At 50.6% G+C, this 12,129-nt stretch carries 13 protein-coding genes; 7 read left to right on the top strand and 6 right to left on the bottom strand.

From position 1 onward, the window contains the following. The first annotated feature begins 71 nt into the window (after window positions 1–71). The gene (locus tag G3M70_08740) at window positions 72–377 is read left to right on the top strand and encodes a 2Fe-2S iron-sulfur cluster binding domain-containing protein (protein QPJ61955.1); all 306 of its coding nucleotides are present in this window, start codon (window positions 72–74) and stop codon (window positions 375–377) included. Between the two features lie 290 nt (window positions 378–667). Here G3M70_08740 and G3M70_08735 read toward each other — a convergent pair whose 3' ends face one another. Then, complete coding sequence (locus tag G3M70_08735; GenBank protein ID QPJ61954.1) at window positions 668–1,021, bottom strand: hypothetical protein; 354 nt, start codon at window positions 1,019–1,021, stop codon at window positions 668–670. An 85-nt stretch (window positions 1,022–1,106) separates the two neighbouring features. Between G3M70_08735 and G3M70_08730 the strand changes: the two genes are divergently transcribed. The 6 genes from G3M70_08730 (at window position 1,107) to G3M70_08705 (ending at window position 7,470) form a co-directional block, all read left to right on the top strand. Beyond that, the gene (locus tag G3M70_08730; GenBank protein QPJ61953.1) at window positions 1,107–1,904 is read left to right on the top strand and encodes an SDR family oxidoreductase; all 798 of its coding nucleotides are present in this window, start codon (window positions 1,107–1,109) and stop codon (window positions 1,902–1,904) included. Window positions 1,905–1,914: 10 nt separating this feature from the next. Beyond that, window positions 1,915–3,168, top strand: coding sequence for a trypsin-like serine protease (locus G3M70_08725; protein ID QPJ61952.1), 1,254 nt, complete (start codon window positions 1,915–1,917; stop codon window positions 3,166–3,168). A 105-nt stretch (window positions 3,169–3,273) separates the two neighbouring features. Beyond that, window positions 3,274–4,638 carry a phosphomannomutase/phosphoglucomutase gene (locus G3M70_08720; protein QPJ61951.1) on the top strand — a complete coding sequence of 455 codons (1,365 nt, stop codon included), beginning with the start codon at window positions 3,274–3,276 and terminating at the stop codon, window positions 4,636–4,638. 328 nt (window positions 4,639–4,966) lie between these two features. Beyond that, the gene (locus tag G3M70_08715) at window positions 4,967–5,419 is read left to right on the top strand and encodes a hypothetical protein (protein ID QPJ61950.1); all 453 of its coding nucleotides are present in this window, start codon (window positions 4,967–4,969) and stop codon (window positions 5,417–5,419) included. Between the two features lie 63 nt (window positions 5,420–5,482). Then, window positions 5,483–6,157 carry a response regulator transcription factor gene (locus G3M70_08710; GenBank protein ID QPJ61949.1) on the top strand — a complete coding sequence of 225 codons (675 nt, stop codon included), beginning with the start codon at window positions 5,483–5,485 and terminating at the stop codon, window positions 6,155–6,157. Then, window positions 6,157–7,470: a HAMP domain-containing histidine kinase gene (locus G3M70_08705; protein QPJ61948.1), complete on the top strand. Its 1,314-nt coding sequence runs from the start codon at window positions 6,157–6,159 to the stop codon at window positions 7,468–7,470. Before G3M70_08710 ends, G3M70_08705 begins: the two co-directional genes overlap by 1 nt. 64 nt (window positions 7,471–7,534) lie before the next feature. Here the strand turns inward: G3M70_08705 and amrB are convergent, their stop codons facing one another. From amrB to G3M70_08680, 5 genes are all read right to left on the bottom strand, one after another. Continuing rightward, on the bottom strand, window positions 7,535–8,350 hold the full coding sequence (gene amrB, locus G3M70_08700; protein ID QPJ61947.1) for an AmmeMemoRadiSam system protein B: 816 nt from the start codon (window positions 8,348–8,350) through the stop codon (window positions 7,535–7,537). Continuing rightward, window positions 8,347–8,958 (bottom strand): protein-L-isoaspartate(D-aspartate) O-methyltransferase, encoded by a 612-nt coding sequence (locus G3M70_08695; protein QPJ63764.1) that lies wholly within the window; start codon window positions 8,956–8,958, stop codon window positions 8,347–8,349. The genes amrB and G3M70_08695 overlap by 4 nt, the downstream gene beginning before the upstream one ends. A 67-nt stretch (window positions 8,959–9,025) precedes the next feature. Further along, window positions 9,026–9,433 (bottom strand): hypothetical protein, encoded by a 408-nt coding sequence (locus G3M70_08690; GenBank protein QPJ61946.1) that lies wholly within the window; start codon window positions 9,431–9,433, stop codon window positions 9,026–9,028. A gap of 162 nt (window positions 9,434–9,595) precedes the next feature. Then, window positions 9,596–10,750, bottom strand: coding sequence for a molybdopterin-synthase adenylyltransferase MoeB (moeB, locus tag G3M70_08685; protein QPJ61945.1), 1,155 nt, complete (start codon window positions 10,748–10,750; stop codon window positions 9,596–9,598). Window positions 10,751–10,850: 100 nt separating this feature from the next. Further along, window positions 10,851–12,038, bottom strand: a complete 1,188-nt coding sequence (locus G3M70_08680) for a pyridoxal phosphate-dependent aminotransferase (GenBank protein ID QPJ61944.1) — start codon at window positions 12,036–12,038, stop codon at window positions 10,851–10,853. Between the last annotated feature and the right edge of the window lie 91 nt (window positions 12,039–12,129).

Here is a 12,129-nt window from a genome sequence, read left to right as displayed (position 1 = left end):
GCGGAAAAAGCATTTGACATTTTTCGCTATCCAGTCACAATGTGGGCTCAAATTTTTCAGGGAAGCACAGTATGCCTAAAATCACTGTTGAAGATTCCGTAACCGGCAAAACCCAGACTTTCAAAATTGGATATGGGGGCAACCTGCGCGAGGCTGCCCAGTCCAAGGGCATCAGCCTTTACAAGGGAATGAACGAACAACTCAACTGCCACGGGATGGGGTCCTGCGGCACCTGCCTGATTGAGGTCGAACCTCTGGAAAATGTCGACGGTCATACCATCATCGAAAAACTGCACAAGATCGGCGACAACAAAAAGCTCGGTTGCCGAACCAAAGTCTACGGCGATATCACCATCAAGGCCAAGCTCGTCGACTGACCCTCCTTCCCCTCTTTTTCGACTCAAGCACAAAGGCTGGATTCTTCGCCTTTGGCTCAGAATGACAATCTGTTGAAGTTTGGTTTTTAATTACCGGGGTCTGTTGACTGCTGTCTTAAAACCCCTAGAACCACAGCATGTCATTCTGAACGATGTGAAGCCCTTCGACAGGCGCAGGATATACTCTGAGAAGAATCTCATTTTGGCTTTTCATGGGTATCGCAACAAGTGCGATTTGCCAGAGATCCAGGGAATCACATTAAATAATATGGCTCGGAAATAACCTGAATTTATATCTGCAGTAAAATCAACACCGGCAATAGAGTCAATCCCACCACCGCGACCAATCCGTGCACCAGATTGTCCCATTTCACGCTCAGGGGCAGGATTGTGATAAAGTAAAGCCCGACTCCATAGTCGAAAATCGTGTTTTCCCCATGCACACCGTTGAGCACGAGGTACATCGACAGGCACAGCAGAATACAGCAGTAAAAAACCAGGTGCATCCGCACCCGGGACGGGGTCGATTTATGAAACGCCATGGTCAACCCGATGAAGGTGTTGACGATGTGCAGACAAATCGATGCCACCACCCAGACCAGTGAAGGCGAGTTGGCTATATTGGGAAAGGCTTCAGCAAACATTTCGATGACGTTCTAAAAGTTTTTGTACAAGCAAATTTGACGTTCTAAAAGTTTTCGTACGAGCAAAATAAAAACAGATACTAACATGGAACTCTCTCTCAAAGATCGTAAAGTAGTCGTCACCGGCGCTGGTGACGGTATTGGCCGTGCCCTGGCGCTGGCCTTTGCAGAAGCAGGAGCCCAGGTAGCAGGATGCGCCCGCAGCGCCGACCGGCTGAAATCCCTGTCCACTGAAATTACGGGCACCGGACACCTGTTCGAAACTGCCGATGTAACCAGCGCGGAAGACATTCAACAGTTCTTTGAAAAAATCGAGGGGGCATGGGGTGAAGTCGACACCCTCGTCAACAATGCCGGCGCTATCGGCAAACTGGCCACGTTTTTTGAACTCGACGATGATGACTGGCAGAAAGCGTTCGAAGTCAATCTCCTGTCAGCCGTCAGGTTGTCACGTGTTTTCATTCCGGCCCTGAAAAAATCGGATTCCCCTGGCATCATCAATATATCGTCCATTGCCGCCAGCCGCCCGGGCGAAATCTTTCCGCATTATTGCGCCATGAAAGCCGGAATGTCGGCCCTGTCCGCCTCACTATCAATAACCCTTGCAAAAGATGGCATCCGGGTCAATACGGTTTCACCTGGCCCGGTCTGGAGCCGGTCCTGGGAACAGGAAGCCGAACAGGCAGCGCAGGCCAGTGGCAAAAATGTTTCAGAAATGGCGGAAGAAATCCGAAGTTCCACGGCCCTTACGGTACCGCTGAAACGGATGGGGCTGCCGGAAGATGTTACCGGACTTGTCCTCTTTCTCTCATCAGTCCAGGCTTCATGGATCACCGGATCCAATTTCATCGTCGATGGCGGCGTTCTGCGCCAACCTTATTAAGGAATCTAATATGTTTCTTGCAAAACAACAATATTATCAGTCAGCCGCCATCCTGATCACCGCTCTAATAATGAATGCATGCAGTGTTGCCAACAATCCGAAAGCACCGACCAAAAAGCTGGTGTCGGAGGATGCGGAAGTGTTCGACAAACGGTTCCGTAAAATCAATATTGAAGACATCGACCTGTCCAACTTCTGGGATGAAGACCCGGCATCTTCAGAAGAAAGAGAACCCATCATCATCAGCAACAGCACCTACACGGAATTACTTGACGAAGTAAAAAGCGGTGTGGTGAACATCTACACGCTCAAACTGGAAGAACACGATATCCGCTTTGGCCTTTCACCCAACGACATTTTACCGCTTCGCATTCCCCTGCTGTCCGATCTGATTGACGTCGTTCCGTGGAAAGTTCCCCTGCCCCAGCAATCACAGGGTATCAGCCTGGGTTCCGGGTTCATCATCAACGAAGAGGGATACATTCTCACCAATGCTCACGTTGCAGCCAACGCCACAGAAATTCGCGTCGTCTTGTCGGGAGACGACCAGCAGATACCCGCAAGGATCATCGGAATGGACCCGATAACCGACACCGCCTTGTTAAAAGCTGAAGCTGGATTTCCACTGCAGGCATTGCCTCTCGGCGACTCCGATGCCCTTAAAGTCGGTGAAATGGTCATTGCCATCGGGAATCCCCTGGGCCTGACGCACACGATGACTTCCGGCCTGATCAGCGCCAAACAACGGGTGATTCCGGGACAGGGCGGGCAGGTCCTCGACTTCCTGCAAACCGACTCGGCGATCAACCCCGGCAGTAGCGGGGGTCCGCTGATCAACCTGTACGGCGAAGTGATCGGAGTCAACACCGCGATCATTTCCGATGCTCAACTGGTCGGGTTCGCCATCCCCATGAACACGGTGAAGGAAGTGATGCCGCTGTTGATCACCGGACAGACCGGTCGCGGCTGGTTTGGTGCCGCCGGTATCCCGCTCACCACCAAAGATGCGGTGCGCCTGAATTACCCCGACTCCTCGGGCATTCTCATCCACGAGGTGTCAGAGAAAAGTCCGGCTCAAAAGGCAGGATTGCAAAAGGACGATATCATCATCGAACTGAACGGCCAGACCATGGACGATTTTCTCCTTTTCCGACGCAAGCTCCTCGGCCTGACCCCCGGCAAAACAATTCTGCTGGGGATCTTCCGCGAAGGCGAAATCATCGACATTGAAGCCATACTGGTTAAAAAACCTGAAGAATCTTGAACAACCCGTAAATTAAAAAAACTGTCATTCTGAACGAAGTGAAGTATCCGCCTTTGCTTTGATTTTAGGGAATACACAAAGCTCATTTAACTAACAGGAAAGACTATGAATCCCCAGATTTTCAGAGAGTACGATATTCGCGGTCTTGTGGAGACCGACCTCCTCCCCGACGTGGTCGAAAAGATCGGCAAAGCAGTCGGCACCTGCATCCGCAGGCAGGGAGGCAAAACCCTCACCCTCGGCTGGGATGTCCGCGCCAGTTCACGCGGGTTCCGCGACATCATCACACGCGCGCTCAACTCCACCGGCTGTGATGTCATCGACATCGGACAGGTGGCGACCCCCCTCGCCTATTTCTCCCTGCACCATCTCAATCCGGATGGCGGAGTGATGATCACGGGCAGTCACAATCCCCCGGAGTACAACGGCTTCAAATTAAGCGCGGGGAAACACAGCCTCTACGGAGAACGCATCCAGGAATTAAAAGCGCTCATCGAAAACAACGACTTTGAAACCGGTAGCGGGTCTGCCCGGGAAGAAGACATACAGGATGCTTATTGCGCCAAGGTCAAAAGCATCATCAACATCAAACGCCCGGTCAAGGTGGTGCTGGACGGAGGCAACGGGTGCTTCGGCATCACCGGGCCACGCCTGATCCGCGAACTGGGCATGGACCCTATCGAGCAGTTTTGCGAACCCGACGGCACCTTTCCCAACCATCACCCCGACCCGACCGTTGAGAAAAACATGATCCCGTTGATGGACCGCGTTAAACAAGAAGGCGCGGAAATCGGTATCGGGTTTGATGGCGATACCGACCGCCTCGGTGTGGTCGATGAAAAAGGTCGCCTGCTGTGGGGCGATGAACTGCTCATCCTGTTTGCACGCGCGGTACTGAAACAACATCCGGGCACCGCTGTTGTGGGCGAGGTGAAGTGTTCGCAAAACCTGTACGAAGATATCAAGAAACACGGCGGCGATCCGCAGATGTCTGCCGCCGGACATTCGCTCATCAAAAAGAAAATGCGCGAAACCGGTGCCCTGCTCGCCGGAGAAATGAGCGGACACATCTGTTTTGCCGACAATTATTATGGCTATGATGATGCGATTTACGCCGCCTGCCGTATTCTTGAGATCGTTGCCAACAGCAACCAGACCATTTCCGAAATGTTGTCAGACCTCCCTGTCATGCACAACACACCGGAAATAAGAGTCGATTGTCCGGATGATCTGAAATTCAAAATTGTCAGCGAACTAACGGAACACTTCCGCAAAGATTACGATGTGATCGATATCGACGGCGTGCGCGTCAACTTTGAAGACGGCTGGGCCCTGATACGCGCTTCGAACACACAACCGGTACTGGTGTTGCGAGCTGAAGCTTCGACTCCGGAAAAACTCAACGCCATCAAAGATATCTTATCGAAACAACTCAAGCAGTATGAGCCGGATGTTAAGGTAGAGCTCTAAAAATTTATACTATTTATTTTCGTCATTGCGAGAAACATCCGTGACGAAGCAATCCAGCCGGGCAACGCCCGGAAGAAAAAAAACTCCTCTGGATCGCGGCGCTCCTTTCAATCGCTCGCGATGAAGGGCTCTATTTTCAGGTTGAGTATCAACCCCTTACTATCAAGTCCTTTTTTTCGACTATATAATTATTTCAGATCCCAAAATATTTCGAATCCTGCCGCCTGTTACAAACTGAAACAATTCGTTACGGTGTCGAAAGGATCGCAACCCGTTTCATGAGTATTCTGTTTTCAATTAAAAATTGAATAACAAAAGGAGTACAATCATGAAAACAGCAGCTTCTGTAGTGGGTCTTCTCGTATCAGGACTTTTCTTGATGGGTACCGCTGTGGGTTGCGGGCACCGACACGTCAGCCCGGAACAGCGGGCCGATCACATTGTCGAAAAAATCAAGGACAAGCTGGATCTCAATGAAGAACAGACCAGCAAACTGGTCATTGCCAAAAATGAAATCTTAAAGGTCCGGCAGGAAATGAAAGCACAGCGAACCCAAACCCGCACGGACTTTTTTGAAATGCTGGAGCAACCCAAACTGGACCAGGATCGGATTTTATCCTTGGTGAAAGAAAAAACCCGGACGGTGAATGAAAAAGCACCGGAAGTGGTGGTTGCCCTGGCTGGTTTTTTCGATAGCCTCACACCGGAACAGCAAAAGACGCTCCGTGAAAAAATCAAGGACAAGATGGAACACCGTCGACATTCCAGGAAGTATAATTAATCAAAGAAGTGCGCCGGGTGAATTTTCGCCCGGCGTTTTTTTTAATTTCCATTCAATTTATTTATGCCAACCATCCTCCTGATTGACGATGACGAACGACTGGCCGATTTACTGGTCCAGTACTTCGAACGTTTTTCCTTCAAACTGGAAAGCGCCAACAGCCCTTCACAGGGGTTTGCCCGATTGAAGAAAGGACATTTCGATCTCGTCATCCTGGATGTCATGCTTCCGGAAATGGACGGGTTCGAGGTTTGCAAAACCATCCGCAAGGAAAGCGATATCCCCATCGTCATGCTCACGGCTCGTGGCGAGGTGATGGACCGGGTGGTGGGGATTGAACTGGGAGCCGATGATTATTTACCCAAGCCCTTTGAGCCACGGGAACTGGTCGCCCGCATTCAAAATATCCTGAAACGAACTTCTCAACAGACGCAAGGCAACAAGGTCCTGCGTTTTGATGAATTGGTTGTGGATACGGAACTGCGGCAGGTAACGCTTAAGGGCAAGGCGTTGAGCCTCACCTCCATGGAATACCAGTTGATGGAACTGTTTGCCTTGCACCCTGGCAAGTCTTTCACGCGTGATGAAATCCTCAACCATCTTCAAGGCGTGGAAACCGAAGTGTTTTCACGCTCCGTAGACATCCTGGTCAGCCGTCTGCGGCAGAAGCTAAAACCGGCAGAATTTATCAAGACCATACGGGGAACGGGATACTGTTTCGCGGGGAAGATTCAATAATGGCACTGTTTAAAAGAAAAAAACATTCCCTGTCTGCGAAGCTTGTTCTTCTGTTCATTGTCATGGCCCTGGTGCTGCTGGTGCTGGTGGGTGGCTCCATGCGATTCGCTTTCCGCTCCAACTTCAAAGAAAACATCAAGCCGCATTTATTCCGTTATATGGAGTACATCCAGCAGGATATTGGGACGCCGCCTGATTTTAATCGAGCCCAGGAAATCGTGAAAGACCTCCCGGTGGAGATTCATCTTTTTGATCAGGACAGGCAATGGTCTTCCACAGAAACACCTCTGGATTTAGAGGGCATCCACTACTACAAGCGATTTTCCAAAAATGGGGTCGACTACACTCTGGGCGAATTTGAAGACCGGGACTATCTGGTAAGAAAACATCAGGATTACACACTCGCATTTTCTGTTCCCCATTCCCGACCCTCGTGGACTTGGCATAAAGCGATACCCCTTGCCATTGCTCTGGTTTTACTGGTCATTCTTTATCGTGCCACCCGGCGGATTTTTGCCCCCATCAAAGCAATAAAAGACGGAGTCGAATTGATCGGTGAAGGGAATCTTAGCCAGCGGATTGAAATCAACCGACGCGACGAACTGGGGGATCTGTCAAACAGCATCAATAAAATGGCAGACGATATTCAACAGATGCTCGAAGCCAAACGGCAACTGCTTTTAGCCATCAGCCATGAACTGCGCTCGCCCATGACGCGGGTTAAGGTTTCTCTGGAAATGGTCAATGATAAAAAGACGCGGGAGGAAATCAATCATGACCTTTCAGAAATGGACAACCTGATCACCGAATTGCTGGAAACCGAACGCTTGACCACACGACACAGCGCTCTCAATAAATCGGAAGTTTCCTTAACTGGTCTGGTTCAGGAGGTGGTGGACGAGTATTTTAAGGGCAAGGCCCTGGAAACAAATCTTTTAGATCCTGAATTTTTCGCCAGTGTTGATGCGGTGCGAATAAAAATCTTGCTGAAAAACCTTTTAGACAACGCCATCAAACATAATCCGGACGGTGCGAACCCAACCAGACTGACGTTGAACAAAACAGATGATGCAATTGTGATCTCTGTGGAAGATTTCGGAAAAGGTATCGAGGAAAAACATATTCCATTTCTGACAGAACCTTTTTACCGGGTGGACCCGGCACGCCAGCGACAGACTGGAGGGTATGGGTTGGGCCTTTATCTATGCCGCATCATTGCCGAAGCTCATGGAGGAAAATTGAATATTTTCAGTGAAGTTCATACAGGCACCAGAGTAGAAGCCAACCTTCCAATAAAAAATGCAGATAAGTAAGCGGATGACTACCCAAAAGTAAAACTATCCTATCTACGAGACTCAATCATTTTGACCATACCTCTTAAGTCACTACCAACCCTGCATAGCCCACCACATGATCAAAATCGCCTGTGGTGTTTCCCGAGTTGGAATACTTGATCAGCTTGCACTCTTCCGCGCCCAGTTCCTGTGCTGCGTGCAGCATGGCCGAGGTTGAATTCGCGCCGCACATACTGATGCCGTAACCGCGCACGGTTTCATCCAGCCCTTCCGGATTCATGTCCTCCATTTTTTCGATGGCCATTCTGTCCTTCCTTGCCGCTTCTTCCTGCGATTCAAAATGCGTCATATCTGTACTCGCAACGATCAGCACATTTCCGCCGACTTTCTCAATCGTTTCCGCCAAAGCCTGCCCGAGGGTAATGGCAGCATCTATCTGCAAACGTTTCAACACAATTGGCACGATCTTCACATCGGGACGGATCATCTGCAAAAAGGGAACCTGTGTCTCCAGGCTGTGCTCTTTCTGATGCGCTTGTGTGGAGTCCTCCGCCCAGGGGAACGCTTCTTTAAACTTTTGCGCAAAAGATTCATCGATGGCGACTTCTCCCAGCGGGGTCGACCAGCTGCCTTCGGAATTCATCGCGACAAAAGGCCCCATGCCCGAATGGTTGGGACCCATGAGCACCACCGTTTCCGGAATCTCGACACGGGCATACACCGCCCCGGCGACATTGCCGGAATATTTATATCCCGCATGGGGGCTCACCACACCGAAAGCACGCTGCCTTTCCTGTTCAGTCCCGAGGTATTCCTTCACCGTTTCCGAAAGCGTACCCGGGTCGTCGGGATAAAACCGGCCCGCTACTGCTGGAGCACGAAGTACCTTGCCTGTCATTTACGAATTTCTCCTGTCATGGGAACAAACTGCACGCCGGTGATTCGATCGCGCACCAGTCCCTCCTTCGTTTTTTTGAACCGTACCAGATCCTGATGAAGCAGAACATTGTCGATGGGCACCACCAGTCGTCCACCAACCGCCAGTTGATCGACCAAGGGTTGAGGCAAACGGGGGGCCGCTGCTGTGATCAGGACCGCATCGAATGGCGCGTGCTCTTTCCAACCTTTATAACCGTCGCCGTATTTTACATGAATGTTGGAATATCCCAGCTTCTTCAATAGGGCAGACGCTTCCTTTGCCAGGGACTCGACAATCTCAATCGAGTAAACCTCCTGAACCAGTTCACCCAGCACCGCCGCCTGATATCCGGAGCCGGTTCCCACTTCCAGCACCCGGTCAGTCGGTTTCAGTTCCGCCGACTGGGTCATCAATGCCACGATGTAAGGCTGGGAGATGGTCTGGTTCTCGCGGATGGGTAACGCGCGATCCTCATAGGCCCGTGACCAATTGGCAGGCAGCACAAACTCATGACGCGGCACCCGGCCCATGGCAGAAAGTACACGCGGGTCCACAATATCACGACCGCGCAACTGCTTTTCCACCATGCGCTGACGTTCTTTTTCAAATTTGGGGGACAAGGGAGGAGGTGCGCCTCTGATATCAGGCGCTGATTTAGAAAATAAGCTTGTTCTTTTTCAACCAGTCATCCTGGTCGAAATCACGATTGATGAATTCATGAAAATCCTGTTCGCGCGGCGTCAGCTTTTCTCCATCAATAAACTGGGAAGGATTTTCTGTTTTCTTTTTGGTTTTCCGTACCTGTTTTTTCTTCGGTTTTTCTTCTGCCGTTTCTTCCAGGGTGTCCGCTTCGATTTCGGTTTCTTCCTGGTTATCAGGCTCCAGGTTTTCAGTCAGTGTAGACAATCGGAGCACCAGCACCATGAAGCTCTGGGCACAGACTTCATCCTTTTTTTGAATTTCAGCAACGATCTTGCGTACTTTGGAGGACGTCATGACCGCCTCCGTGATTGCCTTGGACAGTTTTTCGAAATCGCGTTCGGGACTGTTGGCTTCACTCACGGCTGATCCTTTGAAAAGGGTGGAAGATATTTTTGCTGGGGGCTGCCGAATAAAAGAACAAAAATCAATTCACGCAATCAATAACGTCCTTATATTTACCCTACCGCTGACCCGGAGGAGAGTCAACCCCCGTCGAAACGGGGGCAGACGAATCCTTTTTTATCAATAGGTTGGAACAGAAGAATCGATTTTTTCCGACCATTCTGTGATCCCGCCACGCATGCTTTTCACGTTGCTGTAACCCATATCCTGCATAGCTTTCAACGCCTTCATGCTGCGGACTCCGGCTTTGCAGTGCAGGACAATCGGCTCGTCCTTTTGGTATTCGCTCAGCCGTTCCGGGTTACGTTCTTCAATCTCATCCAGCGGAATCAACGTGGCCCCTTCAATATTGCAGATGTCATACTCAACCTTGTTACGCACGTCGATCAACTTGAAAGCTTCGTTGCTATCGAGCATGCGTTTGACTTCCGCCGGTTCAATTTCGAGAGCACTGTCGTCCGGCTCTTCCTGTGGCGGCATGATTCCGCAGAACTGCTCGTAATCGATCAGTTCCTTGATGGTCGGGTTCTCGCCGCAGATCGGGCAGTTCTTGTCCTTGCGCAGTTTCATTTCGCGGAATTTCATTCCAAGCGAATCGAACAACACCAGCCGTCCCGTGAGGGTTTCACCCTGACCCAGAACAATCTTGAGGGTTTCGTTAACCTGAAGGCTGCCGATGATTCCACACAACACACCAAGCACCCCACCTTCCGCACAACTCGGCACCAGTCCGGGTGGTGGTGGTTCCGGGTAAAGGCAGCGGTAGCACGGCCCATTTTTGGCATCAAATACCGACACCTGGCCTTCGAACCTCAGAATACAACCGTAGATGTAAGGCTTGCCGAGTAGAACACAGGCATCGTTGGCCAGGTAGCGTGTTGGAAAGTTATCGGTACCATCGAGGATGATGTCCCAGTCGGCAAAAACCCGCATGGCGTTTTCTGCAGTTAACCGTTCGTTGTAAACCACGACTTCAACATCGGAATTGAGGTCGGCTATACGTTTCTTAGCCGAATCAACCTTGAGGTCGCCTACTGTGGATTCACCATGCGCAATCTGGCGTTGCAGGTTACTTTTATCAACCACGTCAAAATCGATCAGGCCAAGCTTTCCTACCCCGGCCGCTGCCAGGTAAAGGGCGGCCGGTGACCCCAACCCACCAGTACCGATACAAAGCACCTTCGAGTTGCATATTTTTTCCTGTCCTTCAACACCCACTTCCGGCAGAAGCAGATGACGGCTGTAACGTTCAATTTGATCTGGATTGAGGCTCATCGTTTAGTCCAATTAAAAATTTTGCTCTTGTTAGTGGAATAGATTTCTATCTTATCAAATGGGGGGAATACGTCCAAGCCCCTTTAAATCAATATCGGAATCAAGCTGGTCTGGCTTCTTTAAAAGCCGCCTCCAGTCCCGGAATGGCACCTTCAACCACCCGGTCGGGCACACAATAAGCCAGGCGAAAATATCCCGGGGAGCCAAAACCCCGCCCCGGCACCGCCAGCACCCGGTGTTTGGCCAGAAGGTCGACAAACTCCAGTTCATCTTCGATCGGGGATTTGGGGAACAGGTAAAACGCCCCTTGGGGTTTGACCACTTCATATCCAATACGATCCATTTCGGACCAAAGCAAGTCGCGTTTCTTTTTATAGGGTTCCACATCCACCGACACATCCTGCACTTCACGCACCACACGCTGCATGAGTGCCGGAGCGTTGACGAATCCCAACACACGGTTGCAGAAAATCAGTCCGGCCATCAGGTTTTGGGCGTCTGTACATAGTGGATGAACCGCAACATACCCGATGCGTTCACCAGGCACTGCAAGATCCTTGGAGTGGGACGTAATATAGATGCTGTCCTGGTAGTGGTCAAAGATACTGGGCGTCTCCACACCGTCGTAGACAATTTTCTTATAAGGGTCATCGGAGATCAGGTATATCGGCTTGCCATTTTGCGAGGATTTGTCACGCAATACCCCCGCCATTTGCTCCAACTGCTGGCGCGAATAAACCACTCCGGTAGGGTTATTGGGACTACTTATGATTACCGCCTTGGTCTTTGGTGTGATCGCCTCTCTCAGTGCTTCCATATCCGGCGAAAAATCCTCATTTGTCTTTACCACCACCGCCTTGCCGCCATGGTTGTCTGCATAAAACAGGTATTCAACAAAGTACGGTGCAAAAATGATCACCTCGTCATCCGGGTCCAGCAGGGTTTTCAAAGTGATATTGAGCCCCCCGGCAGCACCGCATATCATGACGATGTCTTCTTTCCCAATTGGAACCGAACATTCCTTTGAAAGTGAGGTGGCCACAGCCGCCCGGGTTTCCGGATATCCCGCATTGGGCATGTAGCGATGCTGGCCCGGGGTTGGGTCATCCACCACTTTCCGCAATACCTGGATCAGTTTCTCAGGAGGTTCCACCACCGGATTGCCGAGTGACAGGTCGAACACATTGTCTTCACCGTGTTCCTGTTTCAGGCGAATTCCTTCTTCAAACATTTTTCGGATCCAGGACGATTTTTCCATGAATCCGAGCACTTTACTTGAGATGGCCATAACGCTTTTCCTCAAAATTTTCTGACAGTAGCAGACCCCGTCTAAAGGATGCTAAAGTATGCAGCAGGAGGTTGAACGGCCAGTTGCCCTA

Origin of the sequence: Candidatus Nitronauta litoralis (assembly GCA_015698285.1) — a bacterium.
Classification (GTDB): domain Bacteria; phylum Nitrospinota; class Nitrospinia; order Nitrospinales; family Nitrospinaceae; genus Nitronauta; species Nitronauta litoralis.
The sequence above is the reverse complement of the archived record's forward strand: the minus strand, read 5'-3'. Positions and strand labels throughout refer to the sequence as shown.

What these genes read in the sequence shown, in the direction of transcription:
- G3M70_08710 (QPJ61949.1), top strand. Translation starts at nt 5,483, where the DNA reads ATGCCAACCATCCTCCTGATTGACGATGACGAACGACTGGCCGATTTA.
- G3M70_08720 (QPJ61951.1), top strand. Translation starts at nt 3,274, where the DNA reads ATGAATCCCCAGATTTTCAGAGAGTACGATATTCGCGGTCTTGTGGAG.
- G3M70_08705 (QPJ61948.1), top strand. Translation starts at nt 6,157, where the DNA reads ATGGCACTGTTTAAAAGAAAAAAACATTCCCTGTCTGCGAAGCTTGTT.
- moeB (QPJ61945.1), bottom strand. Translation starts at nt 10,750, where the DNA reads ATGAGCCTCAATCCAGATCAAATTGAACGTTACAGCCGTCATCTGCTT.
- G3M70_08715 (QPJ61950.1), top strand. Translation starts at nt 4,967, where the DNA reads ATGAAAACAGCAGCTTCTGTAGTGGGTCTTCTCGTATCAGGACTTTTC.
- G3M70_08680 (QPJ61944.1), bottom strand. Translation starts at nt 12,038, where the DNA reads ATGGCCATCTCAAGTAAAGTGCTCGGATTCATGGAAAAATCGTCCTGG.
- G3M70_08730 (QPJ61953.1), top strand. Translation starts at nt 1,107, where the DNA reads ATGGAACTCTCTCTCAAAGATCGTAAAGTAGTCGTCACCGGCGCTGGT.
- amrB (QPJ61947.1), bottom strand. Translation starts at nt 8,350, where the DNA reads ATGACAGGCAAGGTACTTCGTGCTCCAGCAGTAGCGGGCCGGTTTTAT.
- G3M70_08725 (QPJ61952.1), top strand. Translation starts at nt 1,915, where the DNA reads ATGTTTCTTGCAAAACAACAATATTATCAGTCAGCCGCCATCCTGATC.
- G3M70_08695 (QPJ63764.1), bottom strand. Translation starts at nt 8,958, where the DNA reads ATGGTGGAAAAGCAGTTGCGCGGTCGTGATATTGTGGACCCGCGTGTA.
- G3M70_08740 (QPJ61955.1), top strand. Translation starts at nt 72, where the DNA reads ATGCCTAAAATCACTGTTGAAGATTCCGTAACCGGCAAAACCCAGACT.
- G3M70_08735 (QPJ61954.1), bottom strand. Translation starts at nt 1,021, where the DNA reads ATGTTTGCTGAAGCCTTTCCCAATATAGCCAACTCGCCTTCACTGGTC.